The 20,783-nt window shown below is 56.1% G+C and carries 18 protein-coding genes and 2 pseudogenes; 8 read left to right on the top strand and 12 right to left on the bottom strand.

All coding sequences use genetic code 11. The features are described from left to right. Positions 1-2 precede the first annotated feature (2 nt). Positions 3-2,102 (bottom strand): TonB-dependent siderophore receptor, encoded by a 2,100-nt coding sequence (locus ACZAHD_RS09320; RefSeq protein ID WP_462456506.1) that lies wholly within the window; start codon positions 2,100-2,102, stop codon positions 3-5. Between the two features lie 214 nt (positions 2,103-2,316). Here ACZAHD_RS09320 and ACZAHD_RS09315 point away from each other — a divergent pair, with 214 nt between their 5' ends. Together ACZAHD_RS09315 and ACZAHD_RS09310 are read left to right on the top strand one after the other, a co-directional pair. Continuing rightward, positions 2,317-3,069, top strand: a complete 753-nt coding sequence (locus ACZAHD_RS09315; RefSeq protein WP_462456505.1) for an AraC family transcriptional regulator — start codon at positions 2,317-2,319, stop codon at positions 3,067-3,069. Positions 3,070-3,135: 66 nt separating this feature from the next. Beyond that, the gene (locus ACZAHD_RS09310; RefSeq protein ID WP_462456504.1) at positions 3,136-3,276 is read left to right on the top strand and encodes a hypothetical protein; all 141 of its coding nucleotides are present in this window, start codon (positions 3,136-3,138) and stop codon (positions 3,274-3,276) included. 64 nt (positions 3,277-3,340) lie between these two features. On the opposite strand, the gene ACZAHD_RS09305 is transcribed toward ACZAHD_RS09310, so the two are convergent. From ACZAHD_RS09305 to speB, 8 genes are all read right to left on the bottom strand, one after another. Continuing rightward, positions 3,341-4,135: an SDR family NAD(P)-dependent oxidoreductase gene (locus tag ACZAHD_RS09305; protein ID WP_462456503.1), complete on the bottom strand. Its 795-nt coding sequence runs from the start codon at positions 4,133-4,135 to the stop codon at positions 3,341-3,343. Between the two features lie 87 nt (positions 4,136-4,222). Continuing rightward, on the bottom strand, positions 4,223-5,155 hold the full coding sequence (locus tag ACZAHD_RS09300) for a 2-hydroxyacid dehydrogenase (RefSeq protein ID WP_462456502.1): 933 nt from the start codon (positions 5,153-5,155) through the stop codon (positions 4,223-4,225). Positions 5,156-5,160: 5 nt separating this feature from the next. Continuing rightward, positions 5,161-5,889 carry a class II aldolase/adducin family protein gene (locus tag ACZAHD_RS09295; protein ID WP_462456501.1) on the bottom strand — a complete coding sequence of 243 codons (729 nt, stop codon included), beginning with the start codon at positions 5,887-5,889 and terminating at the stop codon, positions 5,161-5,163. After that, positions 5,890-7,410 carry an amino acid ABC transporter permease/ATP-binding protein gene (locus ACZAHD_RS09290; RefSeq protein WP_462456500.1) on the bottom strand — a complete coding sequence of 507 codons (1,521 nt, stop codon included), beginning with the start codon at positions 7,408-7,410 and terminating at the stop codon, positions 5,890-5,892. It lies immediately after the preceding gene. Between the two features lie 33 nt (positions 7,411-7,443). Beyond that, on the bottom strand, positions 7,444-8,247 hold the full coding sequence (locus ACZAHD_RS09285) for an ABC transporter substrate-binding protein (RefSeq protein ID WP_462456519.1): 804 nt from the start codon (positions 8,245-8,247) through the stop codon (positions 7,444-7,446). Between the two features lie 9 nt (positions 8,248-8,256). Then, complete coding sequence (locus tag ACZAHD_RS09280; RefSeq protein ID WP_462456499.1) at positions 8,257-9,333, bottom strand: isopenicillin N synthase family dioxygenase; 1,077 nt, start codon at positions 9,331-9,333, stop codon at positions 8,257-8,259. Continuing rightward, complete coding sequence (locus ACZAHD_RS09275; RefSeq protein ID WP_462456498.1) at positions 9,330-10,193, bottom strand: sugar phosphate isomerase/epimerase family protein; 864 nt, start codon at positions 10,191-10,193, stop codon at positions 9,330-9,332. The genes ACZAHD_RS09280 and ACZAHD_RS09275 overlap by 4 nt, the downstream gene beginning before the upstream one ends. 12 nt (positions 10,194-10,205) lie before the next feature. Then, on the bottom strand, positions 10,206-11,156 hold the full coding sequence (gene speB, locus ACZAHD_RS09270; RefSeq protein ID WP_462456497.1) for an agmatinase: 951 nt from the start codon (positions 11,154-11,156) through the stop codon (positions 10,206-10,208). A gap of 112 nt (positions 11,157-11,268) precedes the next feature. On the opposite strand from speB, the gene ACZAHD_RS09265 reads away from it, so the two are divergent. The 3 genes from ACZAHD_RS09265 to ACZAHD_RS09255 all read left to right on the top strand — a co-directional run bounded on the left by ACZAHD_RS09265 (position 11,269) and on the right by ACZAHD_RS09255 (position 13,323). After that, positions 11,269-12,180 carry a LysR family transcriptional regulator gene (locus ACZAHD_RS09265; protein ID WP_462456496.1) on the top strand — a complete coding sequence of 304 codons (912 nt, stop codon included), beginning with the start codon at positions 11,269-11,271 and terminating at the stop codon, positions 12,178-12,180. Positions 12,181-12,310: 130 nt separating this feature from the next. After that, positions 12,311-12,658 carry a DUF6404 family protein gene (locus tag ACZAHD_RS09260; RefSeq protein ID WP_462456495.1) on the top strand — a complete coding sequence of 116 codons (348 nt, stop codon included), beginning with the start codon at positions 12,311-12,313 and terminating at the stop codon, positions 12,656-12,658. A gap of 185 nt (positions 12,659-12,843) precedes the next feature. After that, positions 12,844-13,323: an RrF2 family transcriptional regulator gene (locus ACZAHD_RS09255; protein ID WP_462456494.1), complete on the top strand. Its 480-nt coding sequence runs from the start codon at positions 12,844-12,846 to the stop codon at positions 13,321-13,323. A gap of 64 nt (positions 13,324-13,387) precedes the next feature. Here the strand turns inward: ACZAHD_RS09255 and oqxB are convergent, their stop codons facing one another. Beyond that, positions 13,388-16,540: a multidrug efflux RND transporter permease subunit OqxB gene (gene oqxB / locus ACZAHD_RS09250; protein WP_462456493.1), complete on the bottom strand. Its 3,153-nt coding sequence runs from the start codon at positions 16,538-16,540 to the stop codon at positions 13,388-13,390. A gap of 23 nt (positions 16,541-16,563) precedes the next feature. Next, positions 16,564-17,739, bottom strand: a complete 1,176-nt coding sequence (locus ACZAHD_RS09245; protein ID WP_462456492.1) for an efflux RND transporter periplasmic adaptor subunit — start codon at positions 17,737-17,739, stop codon at positions 16,564-16,566. A 333-nt stretch (positions 17,740-18,072) separates the two neighbouring features. Between ACZAHD_RS09245 and ACZAHD_RS09240 the strand changes: the two genes are divergently transcribed. Beyond that, positions 18,073-18,426 (top strand): helix-turn-helix domain-containing protein, encoded by a 354-nt coding sequence (locus ACZAHD_RS09240; RefSeq protein WP_462456491.1) that lies wholly within the window; start codon positions 18,073-18,075, stop codon positions 18,424-18,426. 63 nt (positions 18,427-18,489) lie between these two features. Here ACZAHD_RS09240 and ACZAHD_RS09235 read toward each other — a convergent pair. Next, positions 18,490-18,696, bottom strand: a pseudogene (locus ACZAHD_RS09235) (integrase core domain-containing protein); the annotation flags it as partial. A 316-nt stretch (positions 18,697-19,012) separates the two neighbouring features. On the opposite strand from ACZAHD_RS09235, the gene ACZAHD_RS09230 reads away from it, so the two are divergent. Next, positions 19,013-19,879 carry an isocitrate lyase/PEP mutase family protein gene (locus tag ACZAHD_RS09230; protein ID WP_462456490.1) on the top strand — a complete coding sequence of 289 codons (867 nt, stop codon included), beginning with the start codon at positions 19,013-19,015 and terminating at the stop codon, positions 19,877-19,879. Between the two features lie 223 nt (positions 19,880-20,102). Next, positions 20,103-20,531, top strand: a pseudogene (locus tag ACZAHD_RS09225) (IS1 family transposase); the annotation flags it as partial. Between the last annotated feature and the right edge of the window lie 252 nt (positions 20,532-20,783).

The following is a 20,783-nucleotide window of genomic DNA, read 5'->3' as shown; positions in this document are numbered from 1 at the left end:
GGTTACCACTTGTAGTTCACGGTGGCGACCAACTGTCTTTTCAGCGCATATTCGCAGCCGTTATTCTGGCACGAGGCGAGATAGGTTTTATCGGTCAGGTTGGCGGCGTTAAGTGCTATGCCCCATTCGTGCCACTGGTAGCCAATCCGCGCATCGTATACCGTCGCGGCGGGGACTTTCAGGCTGTTATCGGTAGTCGCGTAACTGCTGCCGATATAGCGCACGCCACCACCCAGCGAGAAACCATCGAGCGGGCCGCTCAGCGCATACTGGGTCCACAGTTTGGCGCTGTGACGGGAAATCCCCACCGGATGTTTACCGGCCGTGCCGTCGTTAGCGCTGGTGACTTTCGGGTCGGTGAAGGCATAGGACGCCAGTACCGACCAGGCCGGGGTGAGGTTGATTTTGCCATCCAGTTCGACGCCGCGAGAACGAACCTCACCGGTTTGCACACTGAAGTTGGCATGATCCGGGTCCGGAGTGGCGACGTGGGTTTCACGCAGGTTAAACAGTGCAAGGGTAAACAGCGCATCGAGGCCAACCGGATCGTACTTCAGACCGATCTCCGACTGCTTACCTTCGGTGGGCTTAAAGGCGTGGCCGTAGAAATCGGTGCTGCTGCTGGGCACGAACGACGTCGAATAGCTGATGTATGGCGCCAGTCCGTTGTCGAAGTGGTAGAGCAGCCCGGCGCGACCGGTGGTGGCGTAGTCGTTACGTTCGCTGCGGCTATCGGTAAGCAGATCGGTGGTTTTGGTTTTCGCCGCATCGTACCGCCCGGCGAGGTTCATTATCCATTTATTCCACTCCAACTGATCTTGTAAATAGACGCCGGTTTGATCGAGGGTCGAGTGGGTATTGCTGGTAAAGGCCGGTTTTTCAACCGGGGTGCCGTAGTCCGGATCGCGATAGTTGATCGTGCTGGCATCACCATAGCCAGCCTGGCTCCGCACCGAGGTGTGCATCCGGTCGATTCCCGCCAGCAGCGTATGGGCGAGCGGGCCGCTTTGCAGGTGAAACTCCGCCTGGTTGTCCACTGCGAAGTTGGACATGGTTTCTTTCAGGTTCATTGAATAGCGATCAATCAACGGCGCGTCGGCGTGTACGCCCCACGGATAAACCATCAGATAGCTACCGGTGCTACTGATATAGCGCAGGTTCTGGCGCAGGGTCACGCTGTCGTTAATCTCATGGCGAAACTGATAGCCGATGCTACCCTGTTTTCGTTCGTATTTATCAAAACCAGGCTGTCCGCCATAGAAGCTGGTGGAGATCTGCCCGTTAGGGTTATGGGTCAGTGTGCCCGAGACCGGCATCTGGTTGTAGAAGCCGCTGTCCGGGTCTTTGCGCAGCTGCGCCAGGAGGGTCAGGCTGGTTCGGTCGCTCGGCTGCCAGGTCAGCGAAGGGGCAACCGCATAGTGCTGGTAGCGGGTGTGGTCGACCTGGGTTTGCGTGTCGAAAAAGGTCCCTGCGACGCGGCCCAGCAGCGTTTTGTCCACGTTCAGTGGCCCGGTAACATCAATGCCGGTACCAAACTGGTTGTGATTGCCGGTGGTGACATACGCCTGGCCGCCAGTCTCGGCCTGCGGGGTTTTGCTCACCATATTGACGATTCCACCCGGATTAGCCTGGCCGTAGAGCACCGATGCCGGGCCCTTGACCACTTCAATTCGCGAGAGCAGGAACGGATCCCACGCCGGGCGGCTCCACCAGGCTTCACGCGGCAGGCGCAGGCCGTCGAGATACTCATCGGCTTCGAATCCGCGCACGATAATGGTGTCGAAACGGGTGTCCGGACCGGCGTTTTCCGAAGCGACGCCAGAGACATAGCGCAGCGCCTCAGGAATCGTCTTCGCCGCCTGCGCTTCAATCTGCGCCTGGGTGACGACAGCAATGCTTTGCGATGTCCGGCTAATCAACTGGCTGGATTTGCTGCCCGCCGTCGCGCTGTGCGCAACGATGTTATTCTCATCATCCTGGTCCTGTGAGCCGCTGTTGGAGGTGACCACCATCGTCTGTTCTTTTGTGCTATCCTGCCCGTTATCCGCAGTAAACGCTTGCCCGCTGTAGCCTGCGATGATTGTACATGCCAATACTTTCAACGGCTTATCCCTGAGAAACTGACCAATCTGTCTCATAGCATTTCCGACTGTTATTAGAACTGGATAGAAATGATAATTATTCAATTTCAAAAAAGAAGTCCGTTCATGGCAGAATGGCGCGACGGGCCACCGGGATGTCGCCATTCGGACAAAAGTTGTCTCTAAACGCAGCGGGACGGATAAATGGTGAGAATCGGACATGGGGCAGGTGAAGATGACAATCCCGCACGCTATTGAAGGGCTACGCCAGCTGAAATATACCCCCGGCAGCGAAGAGCCGGTTCATCAGCATGAACAAGGGCAACTGATCTACCCGCTGCGCGGCGTGGCGAAAATTGTCACTCCGCAGCATATCTGGCTGCTGTCGCCCGGTCGCGCCATCTGGCTGCCCGGCGGTTTGTCGCACGGTCTGCAGGCGATTGATCACGTCGTGACGCAAAATCTCTATTTAACCCCTCAGGCCTCGCGTCAGTTTGGCCTCCAGTGTCGCGGTCTGGCCGCTACGCCGTTGCTGCATACCCTGATTGCCGCCGGTCTGGAAGAGACTGTGTCGACGGAACGTCAGACGCTGATTCTGGCATTGTTGAGTGACGAGCTGGCGCGTTTACCTGCCAGCATGCTGTGTCATGTGATTCTCCCCAGCGACCGGCGTGTACGCCAGGTGTGTGATACGCTCTGCCGCGAGCTGGACCACGCGGCTACACTGGCGTGGTGGGGGCAAAAAGTGGGGGCCAGCGAACGCACGCTGGCGCGATTGTTTCGTGAAGAGACCCATCTCAGCTTCTCCGAGTGGCGTCAGCAGATTCGCCTGCTGGAGGCGGTATGCAATCTCGCGCGCGGCGTGACGGTGAGCAAACTGGCTCATGAACTGGGGTACGCCAGCGCCAGCGCGTTTATCGCGATGTTCCGTAAAAAACTTGGCGTGTCGCCGCAGCGCTATATTCTGGCCGCGGGTGCGAAAGGGTAGCGTGGCGTTACGGCTGCTCCAGACACGATTATCGGCGGTCTGCCGGGGATTATTGCCGGAGTTAAAGTGCAGGCCATCTTGCAAACTGCGGTGAGCATGGCGGCGGTGATGACCATTATTCGGTGGATGGTGACAATGCTGATGGAGGAGGCTATCCGGCAGGTGAATGTATTCAGCGGATTGCCCGACCGCGAGCCATTGGTGTGAATAGCCTCGCTGAACGACGCCGCCAAAAAGCCCGGCCGCGAGTCAGCGGGCGGGCGCTAAGCCATCAGACAATATCATCCACCACGCCGCCGTCGACGCGCAGCGCGGCGCCGGAGGTGGCTGAGGCCTGAGTTGAGCAGACGTACACCACCATATTGGCCACTTCATCAACCGATGCCGCCCGCTGGATAACCGAGCTGGGGCGATGGGCCAGCACAAACTCTTTGGCGAGCTGGTCCAGCGATTTACCGGTTTTCGCCACCTCGTCTTTCATCATTTCGGCAAAACCATCGGAAATCGTCGGGCCCGGCAGCACGCTGTTCACCGTGACGCCGCTCCCCGCCACGAATTTCGCCAGCCCGCGCGCCAGCGACAGTTGGGCGGTTTTGGTCACGCCGTAGTGGATCATGTCCGCCGGAATGTTGCGCGCCGACTCCGAAGAGATAAACACCACCCGGCCCCAGCCTTTTTGCACCATGGCTGGCAGCAGCGCACGCGACAGCCGTACGCCGGACATGACGTTGGTCTGCCAGTAACGTTCCCAGGTGGCATCATCGGTTGCGTAAAAATCCAGCGGGCCATAAATTCCGGCGTTATTGACCAGGATATCGACACCGGTTACCGCCTGCTGGAGTTGCGCGACCCCTTCAGCGCCGCTGAGGTCGGCAACGGCGGCGCGCGACCTGGCGCCGGGGACCTCATTTTGCAGCCGGGCGATGGCCTCATTGACGCTACGCTCGCTGCGCCCGTTCACCACCACCTCCGCGCCGCTGGCCGCCAGCCCTTTGGCGATAGCAAAACCAATACCGGCCGTGGATGCGGTCACCAGCGCAACTTTCCCCGAAAGATCAATCTTCATAACTCTGGCCTTGTGTGTTGTCAGACAGACCATTAAGCGTAGCAGATGACCGGGGGCGCAGGGGGGAATCCGCCTGCGCAAAGGGGGTCAATAACCCCGCTGTTTATCCACCAGATTGTTCAGCGGCAGCGCGCGTTGCTGGCGGTGAATGTTTTCCAGCAACTGGCGGGCAATCACCTCCGCCGGTGCGATCGAGGCCATATGTGGTGTGATCACCACCTGCGGATGCTGCCAGAGCGGGTCATCCTGCGGCAGGGGTTCGACGGGGAAGACATCCAGTACCGCGCCCGCCAGCCGGCCGCTATCCAGCGCCTGCAGAATATCGTGATTCACCATATGTTCGCCGCGTCCGCAGTTGATTAGCACTACGCCTGCGGGAAGCTGGTCGAGCAGCGGCTGCGCGAGAATACCGCGGGTCTCTTCGGTGAGCGGCAGAACGTTGATCAGCGCATCCAGCTCAGCAAAGAATTCACCGGACTGCGCATCGCCGTGATAACACCGGACGCCGGGGAGCTGTTTCTCACTGCGCGCCCAGCCGGAAACATGGTACCCCAGTCCGGCGAGGCGGGTGGCGATGTAGCCGCCGATTTCGCCAAGCCCCATGACGCCAATACGAAAGTCGGCGGCGGCCCGCTGCGGGTAAATCTTCCACACGCGCTGACGCTGGTGCGCCAGCGCGCGATCGAAATTGCGCTGGAACCACAGCACGCCCCATAACGCGTACTCGAACATCCCGTGACGGAAATCCTCATCCACTACCCGGCAGAGCGGAACAGAACTGGCGAACAGGTTATCGGGGAGATGGTCTACCCCGGCCGACGCGGCCTGGATTAATTTTAATGCTGGCGAACGCGTCAGGAGGTTGGCATCGGGAAACCAGCAACTGGCATATTCTGCCGTGCGTGCCGCCGGATCATCGGGCAGGACTGCGGTCACGTCCGGGAACAACTGCAGCGCCTCGCAAATCTCGCGGGCATAGTTCTGGTCATTGCAATCGACAACGATAGTCAGGTTTGGCATAGGCATTAGTCTTTGTAAGAAGTGTCGAGACGGTTCAGGCGGCGCAGCCACGCCTGCCAGACCCACTGGCGTTCATGTTCCACGCCCATCAGCTGTTCGCAGGCGTGCTGGCTCAAATGCGCAGGAATGGTGTGGATAGCGCTGAGCGGTGCGAGCTGTGCGCTGGCCATTTGAATTTCGCAGGCGCGGTTGAGGTAGTACATGATGTAAAACGCATCGGCGACGGTGCGCCCCACCGACAGCAGCCCGTGGCTTTGCAAAATCATGGCGATATTATTCCCGAGCGAACGCTGGATTCGCTCGCGCTCGTCGAGGTCAAAGGCGACGCCTTCATACGGGTGGTAGCCAACGCGCTGATAAAACTCGGTGCTGATCTGGTTAAGCTGTAACAATCCCTGCTGGCAGGCGGCGACCGCCATGCCCGGCAGGGTATGGGTATGGATGACGCAATGCGCATCTTCCCGCGCCATATGCACCGCGCTGTGGATAGTAAAGCCCGCCGAGTTGGCCGGCGCGTTGCCCTCCACGACTTTTCCCTGCATATCGACGACGATGAGGTTACTGGCCGTCACCTCATCGAACATCATGCCGAACGGGTTAATCAGAAAGCGCGGTTCGCCGTCGCCCGGCAGGCGGACGGAAAAGTGGGTATACAGCGTATCTTCCCAGCCAAACAGCGCCGCAAGCCGGTAGGCGGCAGCCAGATCCTGGCGTAGTTCACGTTCTGTCGTCATTTATTGCACTCCCATAAATTCACGTATGCGGCTCAGCGTCGGGTCTTCCGCGCCGTTGCGGATGCGCTGTGGATGTACATCGCTCGCCACGACGCCGTTTTCCATCATCACCACCCGGTCAGAGATGGATAAAGCGAAGTCCATCTCATGGGTGACGATCAGCATCGTCATCCCTTCGCGGGCAAGAGACTGAATCACTTTCAGCACTTCCCCCACCAGCTCGGGATCCAGCGCCGAGGTGGGTTCGTCAAACAACATAATGTCCGGCTTTAAAGCCAGCGCCCTGGCGATAGCGACGCGCTGCTGCTGGCCGCCAGAGAGCTGCCAGGGATATTTTTCGGCATGGGCCAGCAGGCCGACGCGATCCAGCAAATAGAGGGCCTGCTCTCTGGCCACGCTGTGCTCAACCAGCTTGTGATACAGCGGGGCGAGCATGACGTTATCGAGCACCGTGCGGTGAGGAAACAGGTTGAAACTCTGGAAAACCATGCCGATACGGCGCACGCCGGCGCGCATCTGCGGCTTATCCACGATCGCTGCGCCCTTAAGGTAATCTTCGCCATAGAGCACAATTTCCCCGGCATCGATACTTTCCAGCGCGTTAATGGTGCGGATAAGGGTGGTTTTACCGGACCCCGATGGCCCGATAATGCTGATGACCTGACCGTTTTCAACTTTCAGGTCGATACCTTTCAGGACCTGGTGCTGACCCCAGGATTTCTCGATTGCGCGCAGATCGAGCGCCGGCGGGTTGCCGTTGGCGGGGCCTGCTTTCGCCGCGTGCTGCGGCGCCTTCAGTGACTGACGCAGGGCTTCGCACTCGGCGTCATTGAAGGTCTGTGGGCGCTTTTGCTGAATATCCAGCATATTTTCCAGTGCCCGGAACAGCCAGGTGAAGACCGTCACCACCATGACGTAGTAGACCGCAACCGCCAGCAGCGTCTCCATGACGAGGAAGTTTTGCGCGTATAGACGCTGGCCGGTGAGCAGCAGTTCCGGAAGTGAAATAACCGATAATATTGAGCTGAGCTTAATAATCGTGATGTATTCATTAATCAGCGTAGGTAACGAAATACGAAACGCTTGCGGGATAATAATTAAGCGCTGAATGCCAACAAAGCTAAAACTTAATGCGTGACCGGCTTCGCTTTGTCCTTTCGCCACTGACATTAATCCGCCGCGATGAATTTCCGCCATATAGGCTGCTTCGGTAACGGTCATCGACACTAATCCGGCAATAAACGGAATACCGAGCAGCGGCTGTGTGACCGGGAACAGCTGCGGCAGGTTATAGACAAAGACCAGCAGCACCATTAACGGCACACTGCGAAAAAACCAAATATAGAGTTCGACGGGAACCTTTAGCCAACGCGGGCCGGAGAGCTTCGCACAGGCTAATAAAAATCCTAATACCAGGCCAATAAACCAGGACAATGAGCTGACGACGATGACGGTGACACACGCCTGCCAGAATGCCCCAACGCTAAATAATGAGAAAAAGTATCCCCAATCGAACTCCATACCGACTCCTGTTGCTCGTGTGCTTTATTGTATTTAATCGATGCGCTCTAAATTGTATTTCTTGATAATGGCGTCATATTTCCCGTTGGCTTTTAAGGTAGCTAATGTTGATTTAATGGCGGCCACCAGTTCGCTATTTCCCTTCGCAACGTAAATACCCAGCGGCAACGGGTAGACCAGACGCGTGGAGCTGATAGTCAGGCGCCCACGGCTTTTATCGACAATGATTTGCGCCGCCGGGGCGATTTCTAACTGCGCGTTAATGTTTTTCGACAACAGGGCCTGCGAGGCTTCCGGCGCCGTCGGGAACTCCTGAATGGCGATCGCCGGCTTGCCGTTCTTCAGGCAATACTCATCGGAGTGATTTTTCAGGCTGGCGACCCAGGCGGTGCCCTGTTGCAGTCCCACCTTGACACCGCAGAGATCGTCTTCCGTTTTGGGGTGAATCGTGCTGCTCTTCAGGGCAATGATCGATGCGCCGGACAGGGCGTAAGGGATCGCATCGGCCTGTTTCAGGCGCTCCGGCGTGACGTACATACCGGATATCACCGCGTCATATTTCTTGCCGATGCCTAAAATCAGACTGGTGAATTTGGTGTCGATCAGCTGCGGCTTCGCTTTCAGCTGTTCGGCAATCAGCGCGGCAAACTCCGGATCGAGGCCAACGATGTTGTTGTGACTGTCATAGGATTCAAACGGCGGATAGGTGACCTCCATGCCGACTTTGAAGACGCCATCGGTCAGCAGTTCTGCTGCCTGGGTCAGCGGAGAAAAGCAAGCGGCGACGGCGATGCCCAAAGCCACACGGCGCGAGAGCGTCTTAAGGTTTTTTTTCATCATGTATCCTCACGGGTTGTTAACGGTTTTTTGCTGTGCTTGTTTTTTCAGGTGACCAAAGGTGTTGGTGCCGCGGGCGCGCTCCGGAAGCTGCAGCTCGCCGAGGGTGACTTTCTCACGCAGATAGCGATACGTTTGCAGCGCCTGGCTCCACATATGCTCGCCAATGCTTAATTCCTGGTAATCGCTGGCTTCCCCGGCGGCTAAAAAATGGGGCAATGGCCGGATCAGCGTGTGGTAATCGCAGGCGAAAAACAGCGGGAAGGAGTAGCGTTCCTGCGGCACCTTGCGAACACGGTGGGCTGTAGCAACAAATGTGCCAGCACTTAATACCTCCAGCATGTCGCCGATATTGATCACGAAAGCCTCTTCTCCGGCGGCGTTCTTCATCGGCGGCGCATCGATCCAGACGCTTTCTTCGTTCAGCACTTCCAGGCCCGGTTGGTCGGCGAGCAGCAGGGTGAAGCACTCGTAATCGGTGTGCGCACCAATACCGGGAACATCTTCGGCGCTGGCATCAAAGGGGTAGTGAATCAGGCGCAGCTTGGACGGCGGGCAGGTCACCATCGCCTTGAAATATCCTTCCGGCAGGCCAAGGGCGAGGGCGAAGGCGTCAAACAGGCGATGGCCAAGGGCGAAAACCGCGTCATAGTAGGCCAGTACCCGGGATTGAAATTCCGCGAGTTCCGGCCACTCGTTGGCGCCAATCAGCGGTGTGCCGGCCAGCACGAACGGATGGTCGTCTGCCGCCTGGAAGCCAATATCGAACGCCTCTTTATGATCCGGTTTACCGGAGCCATATATCTCTTCGCCTTCAGGGACATAGCCTTTATGGCTGCGGGAATGGCCGATGTAGTACTGCATTTTTTGCTCCATCGGCAGGGCGAAAAGCGCTTTGGCCGCCGCGCGGATGCCGGCGATCAGTTCAGGGGCAATACCGTGACCGGTGATGTAGAAAAAGCCGACGTCACGTGCCGCTTTGCCAATCGCATCGGCGACGGCCTGACGTTTTGCAAGACTGGTGCTGGTCAGGTCACCAATGTCGATGGCCGGTAATTCAGTGAAAGAACTTTTCGCAACGCTCATTTCTGCGGTTCCTTTTCGGTTAGCGATAAAAACTCGGCAAAATGCTGTTGTTCATGCGTGGCCATCCACGCATTCAGCGACCACAGGTCTGCCACCGGGACGTTGGTAAACGGCAGATGGTGCAGATAGCCGTCGGGGCCGAACTCCGGCGTCAGCGTCGTGCGTTGATACCCACGTTGGCGCTGTGAATGCCAGATTTGCTGCCAGAAGCGCTGCTGGAACTGCAGCGCGGCCTGATATTCCGGCGCTGCCGGATGGGGCACTTGCGGCCCCTGGTCGTAACCGGCGCGGGCCTGAATATGGTGCACACGGTCGATAAACGCGCTGAAATCATCGCAGGGATCATCCAGCAGACGTTCACTCACCACAATCCAGTGGCTGATGTCGGCGGTAAACCGCAGCTGCGGCAACTGCTGGATAATCTCGAGAGTCAGCCACGGGCTATACAGCGAGGTGGCGCGATGGGTTTCAAAGCTGCAGGTCAGCTCATACGTTGCCGCCAGTTCGTGGGCCTTGCCGAGAAAATCCACCTGTTGCGCCAGCGGCCAGCGGTCGTTGCCGGCCAGTAGATTGACGAAGCGTGGGTTCAGCGCTTTGGCGTCATCAAAACGACCTTTCAGGCGTTCAAGATGCTGCTGTGGCGTGTCGGCCTGAGCGGGGATCACGCTGCCGCCGCTGAACACGATAGCGATATACTCCAGCGCCGATTCCTGCAGGCGTTGAGCCAACGTCTGCTGCTCTTCCGGGGTCAGCGGTACGCGTGCTTCGATGCCGCCGCAGCCGACGCTTTTCAGCTCGCTGACCGTTTGCTGCCAGGGGGTGGTGACGCCCCAAAGCGTACGAAAAACCGTGAGTTGCATGAGCCGAATCCTCTATGGGTATTTCACACCGGGCAGGACGCAAAGCATTTCGTACAGCAGGTTTGCCGCCAACTGGGAGGTGTTGCCACTGATGTCGTAGGGCGGCGAGACCTCGACCAGATCGCAGCCAATCAGGTTCAGGCCGCGGCAGCCGCGCACGATTTCCAGCGCCTGAATGGATGTCAGGCCACCCACTTCCGGCGTGCCGGTACCGGGTGCCCAGATGGGATCGAGGCTGTCAATATCGAAGCTGAGGTAGACCGGACCGTCGCCCATCTGCTGGCGGACTTCGGCCATCAGCGGGGCGAGAGATTTGTGCCAGCACTGCTCTGCCTGTACCAGACGAAAACCCTGGTCGACGCCCCACTGGAAGTCGCCGGCGGCGTAGCCCTGGGCACGCTGACCAATCTGCACCACCCGTTTGAGGTCCAGCAGACCCTCTTCAACGGCGCGGCGGAAGGTGGTGCCGTGGGCGATTTTTTCCCCAAACATTTCATCATTGGTATCGGTATGCGCATCGACATGAATCAGGCCAACCGGGCCATGTTTTTTAGTCAGGGCGCGCAGGATCGGCAGGGTGATGGTGTGATCTCCCCCAAGAGTCAGCGGGATTAGCGGGAAACTATTCAAACCCGTGTAGTAATCCTCGATAATTTGCACCGATTTGAGCAGGCTGTAGGTATTTATCGCTACGTCGCCAATGTCGGCCACCGATAGCGATTCGAAAGGCGCCGCGCCGGTTGCCATGTTATAGGGGCGAATCATTACCGATTCGGCGCGAATATAGCGCGGTCCGTAGCGGGTGCCGGAACGTTGAGAAGTACCGATGTCTAACGGGATGCCGACGAATGCTGCATCAAGTCCCTGTAAATCTTCAATAAAAGGTAGGCGCATCATCGTTGCGCGGCCGCCAAAACGTGGCATCTCGTTGCCACCCTGCGGTTGATGAAAGACGTTATCCATTTCAGCTCCTGAATCTGACACACAAATACTCGACAGGAAGATAGTGCGAAAGATGAGCTGGACTTTACATCGTCTGCCGTAAATACTTAGTTCATTTATTGGTGAACTAATCATGCTTAACGATGCCAGTCTCAACATTCGACAGTTGCAGGTTTTTGAGGCGGTTGCGCGCCTGGAAAGCTATAACCGAGCCCAGCAAGAGCTGGGCATTTCGGTATCAGCGATCAGCAACGTAATGTCTCAGTTGGAAGGGCAACTGGGGTTCAGCCTGTGCCAGCGCGGGCGCGGCGGCTTCGCCCTGACCGAGAAAGGGCAGCAGTTTTTACAGCAGGCGATTCGGGTGCTGAGCGAGCTGAACGAGCTGGAGCGCCAGTCGGCGCTGTTGAAAGGCGAGCACAGTGGGACGATTTGCATCTCGACCCTGGACTCAATTGAAACCGAAACCGCGCTGTCTCTGCCGGTGGTCCTGCGTAGTTTCAGCGATAAATTCCCCCATGTGCATATTAAGCTGATTATCCGCACCCCGGCGGAGCAGCTTAACGGCGTGCTGAACAACCATATCGATTTGGCGATCGGCAGCTACAACTCCCAGGTGCATAACATCATCAGCGAGCCGCTCTACCGCGAGCAGCACTGGCTCTACTGCAGCGACCTTCATCCGATGTTCTTCAGCCGCCAGCTCGATAAAGACCACATCAGCCAGTGTCCGCTGGTGACCCGCAGCTACTGGAATACCAGTGACCTGCGTCGGCGCGGTTTCAATAAAGGCAGCGCCACCGTGGAAACCGTCGATGCGCAGTTGCTGTTGATTCTCTCAGGGAAATATATCGGCTATCTCCCTGAGCATTACGCCTGGCCGTGGATCAAGGAGAACCGGCTGAGAGTGCTGCTGCCTAATGAATTTGGTTTTCAGTCGCCGTTTTCGGCGATCTGCAAACGTGGGCGCAGCAACGAGCCGTATCTGAAAGAGTTTCGCAATTTGCTGAAGAAGAATACGGTGGCCAGGCCGAAGTGGAACTATTGAGGGAGGGTTAGTCTGGCGCACCCGGATCGCTGTGAGGCAAATGTGGAGTATTGCCGTTTTTCCGGGGTTATGGCTGAATATTAAGCACCTTTAACGGGCTTTATTTAGCTCCACAGGAAGGCACGGAACGATGACATTTGAAGAGAAGAAGAAAAAAGCGCTTGCATTGATGGAAGAGAAAAAGATGTGGCAGAGCAACTATGCGCCTCCGCTGCTGCGTCTTTTCTGGAAAGCCGGAGGAAAAATGCCGCCGCCGCCGTTTGCTCCGTTCTGGCGCAATATGCTGTTCTTCGCCGCCTGGTTTGGCCCTTTATGGGGAGTTTTTATGTGGTTCAGTACCTGGCAAAGTGAAGGCTATAGCGCCTCTGACGCGCTGTTCGCCAGCGTGACCGCCGGGCTTTTTTATGGCGCTTTTATGGCGCTATTTCATGCCTGGCGTAAGCGTGCCAACAAGCTGCCGGACTGGGATCGTCTTTAGCGAGACAGGTGGGCGGTTAAATACCCTGGATGGTGATATGTGTGGTGCGGAAAGTGTCTTTTAGGTCACGAGTCTCGCGTAGATTGCTTCAAAAAAATGACCGTATTTGTTATATTGTTGCTCATTGCTTATTCACCTCTGCGGTGCCAAAAAGAACAAGATTCACCGTAACCCAGGAAGACAAAATGTTAGATTATCGCTTCCCGACAGCTTTGCAGATGGTTCTTAGCGTAGCGATGGCGGAGCAGTTGGGGCAACGTTCGACGAGTGCAATTCTGGCCTACGGCCTGGAAGCTAACCCGAGCTTTATCCGCAAATTAATGGTGCCGCTCACCCGTGACGGTATTATTGTCTCCACGCTGGGACGCAATGGTTCCATCCATCTTGGTCGTCCGGCGGAGAGCATCACCCTGCGCGATATCTACGTCTCCGTGATTGAAGATAAAAAGCTGTGGGCGTCGCGGCCCGATGTGCCGGCCCGCTGTGTGGTCAGCGCCAACGCCTGCTGGTACTTCAAGTCTATCGCCGACGAAGCAGAGCAGGCCTCGCTGGATGTGTTAGCCCGCCATACCGTGGCAAGCGCGCTGGAAAAGGTCAAAAAAGGCGGTACCAGTGGGTGTGATCCGGTGCCTGAACTTATTGCCCAGTATAAAAAAACGCCTTAATCCTGCCATTAGCGAAAAAAAACCGACTTCATACAGAAGGCGGTTTTTTGTTGTCGGCAGCAGCCTATTCAGACAGTGCTTCTGGTGCCGGTTTACCGCGCGTGACCAGCTTACGCAGCGTAACGTAAAACACCGGTGTCAGGAACAGACCAAACAGCGTCACGCCGAGCATCCCGGAGAACACCGTAATCCCGGTAACGCCGCGCACTTCCGCGCCCGCACCGTGGCCGAGGATCAACGGAATTGTCCCGGCAATAAAGGCGATGGAGGTCATTACGATCGGACGCAGACGCAGGCGGCAGGCTTCCAGCGCCGCCTCCATGATCCCTTTCCCCTGCAGTTCCAGCTCGCGAGCAAACTCGACGATCAGGATAGCGTTTTTACAAGCCAGCCCCATCAATACCACCAGCCCTACCTGCACGAAGACGTTGTTGTCGCCGCCGGTGAGCCAGACGCCGAACAGAGCGGAGAGCAGAGTCATCGGAACAATGAGGATCACCGCCAGCGGTAGCGTCCAGCTTTCATATAGCGCTGCCAGCACCAGGAACGCCAGAAGCACCGCCACCGGGAAGACAATCAACGCCGTGTTGCCCTGGGTGGCCTGCTGGAAGCTCAAATCCGTCCATTCGATGTTCATGCCGTTTGGCAGCAGTTGGCCGGACATGGCGGCCAGTTTGCTCATTGCCTGAGCGGAAGAGAGTACCCGAGGATCGGCGTCGCCGATCAGATCCGCCGCCGGATAGCCGTTGTAGCGGATCACCGGATCCGGCCCGTAGGTCGTGCTGATATTGACCATACTGCCGATCGGCACCATTTCCCCCTGGTGATTCCGGGTACGCAGATTAGCAATATCCTCCACGCTTTCGCGGAACGGCCCATCGGCCTGCGCCATGACGCGCCAGGTTCGCCCGAACTGGTTAAAGTCGTTTACATAAGATGATCCCAGGTAGGTTTGCAGCGTACCGAACAGATCGGTCAGCGATACCCCCTGCGCTTTCGCCTTGTCGCGATCGACCTGCACATCCAGCTGCGGGACGTTTGCCTGATAGGTGGAAATAGGGAAATGCATTCCCGGCGTCTGCATGATCGCCCCGGACAGGGTGTTCACCGCCGTTTGTAGCGCACCGTAGCCTAAGCCTCCACGATCCTGAATATACAGCGAGTAACCGGAACCCTGGCCAAGACCGAGAATCGGCGGCGGCAGGATTGAGAAGCCAAAGCCTTCCTGAATTTGCGCGATTTTGGCATTGATCTCGGCGTTAATTTCCGCCGCGGAATGTTTGCGCTGATCGAATGGCTTCAGACCAAAAAATACCGTGCCGGTGTTAGGCGTATTGGTGAATTGCAGCGCGTTAAGCCCCGGAAACGCCACCGCATAATCCACGCCTTCCGTGTTCATCCCGATTTCGCTCATTTTACGGATGACCGCGTCGGTGCGGGCCAGCGAAGATCCTTCCGGCATTTTCACGCCGCCGATCAGGTAGAGTTTATCCTGAGTGGGAATAAATCCGCCCGGCACGGCTTTAAACATCACGCCGGCAGCGCCAAGCAGCAGCAGGTAAACGATAAACACGGCGCCGCGTCGTCCGAGCGTTTTGCCAACCAGCCCCTGATAACCGTGTGAGCTGCGATGGAAGAAGCGGTTGAACGGGCGGAACAGCCAGCCAAACAGGCGATCGATAAGCCGGGTCGGGAGGTCTCTCGGCGCACCGTGCGGCTTCAGCAGCAGGGCAGCCAGCGCCGGGGAGAGGGTCAGCGAGTTGATGGCCGAGATCACCGTCGAAATCGCGATCGTCACCGCAAACTGTTTATAGAATTGCCCGGTTACGCCGGAGAGGAAAGCCATCGGCACGAACACCGCGCACAGTACCAGGGCGATGGCGATAATCGGCCCGGAAACTTCCCGCATCGCCTGGTGCGCCGCCTGCAGAGGGGCGAGACCCTCCTCAATATTACGCTCGACGTTTTCCACCACCACAATCGCGTCGTCCACCACGATCCCTATGGCGAGGACCAGACCGAACAGGCTCAGGGTATTCAGCGAGAAGCCAAGCAGATAGAGAATACCGAACGTCCCTACCACCGACACAGGTACGGCAATCAGCGGAATAATCGATGCCCGCCAGGTTTGCAGGAACAGGATTACCACCAGTACCACCAGCACTACCGCTTCGAGCAGGGTTTGCACCACCGCGCGGATAGAGTCGCGTACAAAAACGGTGGGGTCGTAAGGGGAGGCCCACTTCATATCTTCCGGGAAACGCGTGGACAGTTCGTCCATTTTGGCGCGTACCGCATTCGACAAATCAATGGCGTTGGCTCCCGGCGACTGGAAGATACCGATCCCGACCGCATCTTTATTGTTAAGCTGGGAACGCAGCGCGTAGCTGCCTGACCCCATTTCGATGCGCGCAACATCGTGCAGGCGTACCAGCGAACCATCCTGGGCCGTTTTGAGAATGATATTGCCGAATTCCTCTTCCGTGTGCAGGCGGCCCTGGGCGTTAATGGAAATCAGGAAGTCGCTCTCTTTCGGCAGTGGCTCGGCGCCAAGTTGCCCGGCGGACACCTGCACGTTTTGCTCCTGCATTGCCGTCACGACATCGGAGGCGGTCAAGCCGCGTGCGGCTACCTTATTCGGGTCCAGCCAGATTCGCATGGCGTATTCGCCAGCACCAAAAATCTGGATTTGGCCGACGCCGGGCAGGCGCGCCAGCTCGTCCTTCACTTTTAAGGTGGCGTAGTTGCGCATATATAGCGAATCGTATTTACCGTTGGGCGAAAACAGATGTACCACCAGGGTGAGTGTCGGCGACTGTTTCTGAGTGGTAATCCCCAGGCGGCGTACGTCTTCCGGCAGACGCGCTTCGGCCTGCGATACCCGGTTTTGTACCTGAACCTGTGCCTGATCGGGGTCGGTACCCGGGCGGAAAGTGACGGTGGTGACCAGGACGCCGTCAGAACCGGCGACGGATTTCATGTACATCATGTTCTCGACACCGTTGATCGCTTCTTCCAGCGGCGTTGCCACGGTCTCGGCGATCACTTTCGGGTTGGCACCAGGATATTCCGCGCGTACCTGGACACTCGGCGGCACGACGTCAGGGTATTCGCTGACTGGCAGCAGCGGAATGGCGATGAGCCCGGTAATAAAAATCAAAATCGACAGCACTGCGGCGAAAATCGGCCTGTCGATAAAAAAGCGGGAAAAGTCCATGCGTCGGATTCTCTGGTTAGGGATCAGTTGAGGGCAGTGCTGGCGGTCATCGCCACGGTTTTCGCGTTAACCGGCATCCCGGGCATAAACACTTTTTGTAAACCCTCGACGATGACTTTATCGCCAGGATTGAGCCCCTGCTGGACGATGCGTAAACCGGCGGCCAGGCGACCCGGCTTGATATCGCGGCGCTGAGCTTTACCATCTTTATCAACGATATAGACGTATTTCCGGTCCTGATCGGTCAGTACAGCTTTATCGTCAATCAGCGTGGCCTGGAATTCGGCGCTGCCCGGCAGGCGCACGCGGGCAAATAAGCCCGGTATGAACTGGCGCTGGGTGTTATCCAGCAGTGCGCGCATACGGATAGTGCCGGTACTTGGTGTTAATTGATTATCGAGGAAATCCACTTTCCCCTGATGGGGGTAGCCGTCCTCACCGACAAGACCAATCTCCACCGGGAGCGCAAGGTGATTGCTGGCAGCCCCCTGGCCACTGCGGGCGAGGTTTTGATAGTGAAGATAGGTTGACTCATCGACATCAAAATAGACGTAGACCGTCTTCTGTGAGACCACCGTTGTCAGCACGCTGGCGCTGTCACCCGCGGTCACGAGGTTACCGCGGGTGATCAGTGCGCGGCTGGCGCGACCATCGATAGGGGCGGTCACTTTGGTGAAATCAAGGTTAAGCTGAGCGGCATCAACGGCTGCCTGCGCGGCCTGGATGTCGGCCTGCGCCTGGGTAGCGGCCGAACGGCGCTGCTCCCACTCTTCACGGGAGACTAAGTTGGTGTTGATTAATTTGTCGGTACGACTGGCCTCGCTGCGCGCCAGGCTGGCCTGGGTTTTGGCTCTTGCCAGCGTTGCCTGCGCCTGCTCCAGGGCGGCGCGATAGGTTCTGTCATCGATAGTGAATAGCACCTCGCCCTTTTTCACTTCCTGGCCGTCGGTGTAGTTCACTTTTTCAATGTAGCCGGAGACACGTGGACGGAGCTGAACGCTTTCGACCGCTTCAATGCGACCGTTAAAGCTGTCCCACTGGCTAATGGATTTCACCACTACGTCAGCGACGCTGACGGCAGGGGCTTGTGGTGCGGCGTTTTGCGCGGCGCTGTTATCGCAGCTGGCAAGCAGCGTGGCGATGACTGCGCTCCCCAGTACGCGCAGATAAAAGTTAACCCAGGTTTTTTGCAGGCTCATTATTTTTATTCCGGTAATTGTTGCCGCCGGGCAAGACGCAGCGAAGGACGCTGCGCGACTTCCTATGTCCGGGCTGGCTTAAGGCCATTTGTGTCGTTCATCGCCACAAAACTGTAACAGTTGCGAATACACTATCGCGGCGATTGTAGGAAGGCGCTTAATTAAGTGCAAGAATAATTGTTGCACTTTATGTGCTGTTTCCGTTGCGCGAAAAAGGCACCTTTCAGGCAGGGGATTTAATGTAACAATAAAACTTGCAATTTATGTAAAAGCAGGTCACCTTTAAATGCAATAGATAAAGATACTTTTATTAACAGCCCAGGGGAACCCGCGATGAACACTGGCGCTTTTATACACGATTTACTTGACTGGATTGATAATAACATTGAAAGCCGCCTCGATATTGACACGGTCTCCAGGCGGGCAGGTTATTCAAAATGGCATCTTCAGCGCATATTCAAAGAACATACCGGCCATCCGATTGGCGAATACATCCGCGCCCGGAAGCTGCAAAAATCGCTTGAGCGCTTAACTCTCAGCGATGAGCCGATCCTCAATGTGGCCATCGCGCTGGGTTTCGACTCCCAGCAGTCCTTCAATCGCAGCTTCAAGCGCCAGTATGGTCAGGCGCCGGGTGTCTGGCGCCGCAGCATGGGAACGGCTCCATCGTGCCCGCGTCCAGGCTGATGGTGGGGTAGGGCTTAACCGAGAAGCTCAGGCTTGATGAGATAAACGGAGTGGCTAGTCCTGCTATAGGTTGACAGTTTTTGGTCTGTAAAACGCCTGATGAACATCATCGGGCGTTTTGTATTTCAGGACCCGATGGGGTCGCTCATGGTTATAAATTACCCCGGATTCTTTTACCATCGTTCTGGCCTGTGCAAGGTCGACCGGTCGCGAGAGTAAAAACGCCTTTTTCAGGATCCCGTTGACTCACTCAGCCAGCGCATTCAGGTACCCGCGCGGCACGGGCACGAGCCCCACGAAGATGAGACACTGTCCAGCCGCTGGGTAAAGCAGTATAAAACTGAGCTGCGTGACTGGCGTGCGGGCTATGTTTATCTGACCAACGATGCGGAAGTGCGCACCAGCCTCAGTGTGCTGTTCCCGAAACTGAAGAAGATGATGCCGTTCCCGAAAACCCGGGCGGATGACCGGCAAAACGCCGGCAGAAAACGCTTTCTCCAGGGCGTGGTCAGATTTCTGGCACAACAGAGGTTCTGAGTGCATGAATCAACGCAGAAGTCAGCCAGAATAATCATATGAAGTATGATTGACCGGTATTGATGAATATATCCAGCCTTCTCAGGAAACCTTTATGAGCGATAAAAGCAGGGCCTTTCGTCTTCTCCATGATTCACAGAAGACCTTTGTCATTCCTAATCCCTGGGACACTGGTACGGCCAGGATACTCGAAAAAATGGGCTTCATGTCTCTCGCCACCACCAGTGCGGGTCTCGCATTTTCTCTGGGGATGGCTGAAGGTCAGGTCCCCTGGCAGCAGATACTTCATCATTGCCGGAGCATCGCAGAAGCGACCACTCTGCCCGTATCCGCTGATCTGGAAAAAGGGACAGGTGACAGTCCGGAGAGTGCGGCTGAAACCATTAAAATTGCAGTTGATACCGGACTTGCGGGCTGTTCCCTTGAGGATCATACCGGCCGGCCAGAAAACCCCATCTTTGATTTGAGCCTTGCGGTCGAGAGAATTTCAGCGGCAGCTGAATCGCGTGATGCATGTGATCCTGATTTTGTGATTACTGCACGCGCTGAAAATTTCATGTGGGGCAATCAGGATCTGGATGACACGATCCTGAGACTTCAGGCTTTCGAAAAAGCAGGGGCCGATGTTCTCTATGCACCTGGAATTAACGACCTTTCAATGATTAATATTGTCTGCAGGTCCGTAAAAAAACCGGTCAATGTGGTCATGGGGTTGCCCGGAAATGTTTACAGTGTGGAGGAACTTTCACAGGCAGGGGTCCGTCGTATAAGTGTGGGAGCATCAATGGCCCGGTTTGCCTATGGTGCGTTTATTCAGGCAGCTCGTGAGGTCAGTTGTGACGGCACCTTTTCATATTCACAACATGCCATCAGTTTTTCAGAGCTTGAAGCCTTTTTTCAAAAGGCTGTTCAGTAATCACCTTTTTCATCTGGTGACCCTGACCCGAAATCCTGCGCCATTCAGAAACAGAATGCCGGCATGATAAACCCTCCCCTGAACGGAGGTGATGCCGATGAAATAGTCACGATTCACCGAAGAGCTGATTGTCTTTGCCCTGAAGCCGGTTATTCCTGATTATGACTTGAGCATATTCAGGGTCAGGGGAGCGGACAATCCAAATGGTATACATTGGCGCTGAAAAATAACCTCCCCTCCGGTCGCCCATGCTGATGTGGCGCTTATCTGCGAACCTGATGAGCAATGGAGCTCTGTCGGCAGCAAAGCCCGACAGCACTGGTTCTGGTACACATACAATCCCAAAACAGGCGGTATTCTGGCTTATACGTTCGGACCTTGTACTGATGAAACCTATCGTGAACTGCTGGCTCTGCTGATGCCGTTTACTATATGCATAATAACCAGCGATGATTGGGGAAATTATGCCAGAGAAGTGCCGAATGAGAAGCATCTGACTGGAAAAATATTCACTCAGCGTATTGAACGTAACAATCTGACACTGAGGAGATGCATTAAACGTCTGGCGCGAAAAACAATTTGCGTCTCACGCTCTGTTGATCTGCATGAAAAAGTCATCGGGGTGTTCAATGGGAAATACATATTCTACTAATTGGATGCATTTCCGTATTTCGATACTAACTTCACAAAAATATAGAAATAGGCATGTAGTCTTAACGGTTAATAAACTAAAAAATCCCAATTCTACTACTATTAATAGTTGACGGGAGGGTGGATCGTTTATTTTGTTTTTTAGGTTAATGATCTCTACTACTATTAATAGTTGACAGGGAGATGAGTTGTTTATTTTGTTTTTTTTAGGTTAATGATCTGCATTTTTTATAATAAATGCATTGTTATAACT

Origin of the sequence: Raoultella sp. (assembly GCF_039594335.1) — a bacterium.
Classification (GTDB): domain Bacteria; phylum Pseudomonadota; class Gammaproteobacteria; order Enterobacterales; family Enterobacteriaceae; genus Klebsiella.
This window is presented reverse-complemented; position numbering and strand designations above follow the sequence as displayed.

Bases quoted from the DNA above. Each gene is read 5' to 3' on its own strand.
- ACZAHD_RS09265 (WP_462456496.1), top strand. From the start codon at position 11,269: ATGCTTAACGATGCCAGTCTCAACATTCGACAGTTGCAGGTTTTTGAG.
- ACZAHD_RS09305 (WP_462456503.1), bottom strand. From the start codon at position 4,135: ATGAAGATTGATCTTTCGGGGAAAGTTGCGCTGGTGACCGCATCCACG.
- ACZAHD_RS09315 (WP_462456505.1), top strand. From the start codon at position 2,317: ATGACAATCCCGCACGCTATTGAAGGGCTACGCCAGCTGAAATATACC.
- ACZAHD_RS09300 (WP_462456502.1), bottom strand. From the start codon at position 5,155: ATGCCAAACCTGACTATCGTTGTCGATTGCAATGACCAGAACTATGCC.
- ACZAHD_RS09275 (WP_462456498.1), bottom strand. From the start codon at position 10,193: ATGCAACTCACGGTTTTTCGTACGCTTTGGGGCGTCACCACCCCCTGG.
- ACZAHD_RS09290 (WP_462456500.1), bottom strand. From the start codon at position 7,410: ATGGAGTTCGATTGGGGATACTTTTTCTCATTATTTAGCGTTGGGGCA.
- speB (WP_462456497.1), bottom strand. From the start codon at position 11,156: ATGGATAACGTCTTTCATCAACCGCAGGGTGGCAACGAGATGCCACGT.
- ACZAHD_RS09240 (WP_462456491.1), top strand. From the start codon at position 18,073: ATGAACACTGGCGCTTTTATACACGATTTACTTGACTGGATTGATAAT.
- ACZAHD_RS09260 (WP_462456495.1), top strand. From the start codon at position 12,311: ATGACATTTGAAGAGAAGAAGAAAAAAGCGCTTGCATTGATGGAAGAG.
- ACZAHD_RS09255 (WP_462456494.1), top strand. From the start codon at position 12,844: ATGTTAGATTATCGCTTCCCGACAGCTTTGCAGATGGTTCTTAGCGTA.
- ACZAHD_RS09285 (WP_462456519.1), bottom strand. From the start codon at position 8,247: ATGAAAAAAAACCTTAAGACGCTCTCGCGCCGTGTGGCTTTGGGCATC.
- ACZAHD_RS09295 (WP_462456501.1), bottom strand. From the start codon at position 5,889: ATGACGACAGAACGTGAACTACGCCAGGATCTGGCTGCCGCCTACCGG.
- oqxB (WP_462456493.1), bottom strand. From the start codon at position 16,540: ATGGACTTTTCCCGCTTTTTTATCGACAGGCCGATTTTCGCCGCAGTG.
- ACZAHD_RS09280 (WP_462456499.1), bottom strand. From the start codon at position 9,333: ATGAGCGTTGCGAAAAGTTCTTTCACTGAATTACCGGCCATCGACATT.
- ACZAHD_RS09245 (WP_462456492.1), bottom strand. From the start codon at position 17,739: ATGAGCCTGCAAAAAACCTGGGTTAACTTTTATCTGCGCGTACTGGGG.